Annotated in this window: 1 tRNA gene and 1 pseudogene; both read right to left on the minus strand. The window is 63.8% G+C overall.

What is annotated here, in order from left to right:
- Positions 1 to 94: 94 nt before the first annotated feature.
- Positions 95 to 171, minus strand: a tRNA-Arg gene (locus EOA60_RS36620).
- A gap of 202 nt (positions 172 to 373) precedes the next feature.
- Positions 374 to 531: pseudogene (locus EOA60_RS39540) on the minus strand (sensor histidine kinase); the annotation flags it as partial.

Raw genomic sequence — 531 nt, forward strand, 5'->3', positions numbered from 1 at the left:
TTAATACGCCACGTGAACCTCGCCGCGTGAGCGTAGGCAGCCAGCGACTGCTTCGGCCGGCGAGGCAAATGCGCGGGAGTTCAGTTTGATTAATTGGCGCGCCCGAAGAGATTCGAACTCCTGACCCCCAGATTCGTAGTCTGGTGCTCTATCCAGCTGAGCTACGGGCGCGCATCAGGCCGTGTGAGACACAAGCCCCGCGATCCGGTCGAGACGCCGGCCGCGATGTGGAGTGTTCCCTAACGACTGAATTTCGGAAAAGCAAGCCGGCCCGGCAAAAGTTTTGTCGCAGGCGTTTACAGGATCACATTCCGACCGGGGTCTTTGCTTCGCGGAACTCCGAAGCGGGAACGTCTTCCCTGGCCTGCCACGGTCAAGCCGGGCGGCGCAGGCCGTTGCGGGCCTGATCGAGCCGCACCGGCTGGTCGGGGATGGTGACGGCGAAGACCGTGCGGCCGCCGATCGATTCGACCAGCTCCACCGTGCCGCCATGGGCGCGGATCAGCTCATGGGCGATCGCCAGGCCAAGGC

It is taken from the genome of Mesorhizobium sp. M1A.F.Ca.IN.020.06.1.1 (assembly GCF_004023265.1).
GTDB lineage: Bacteria > Pseudomonadota > Alphaproteobacteria > Rhizobiales > Rhizobiaceae > Mesorhizobium.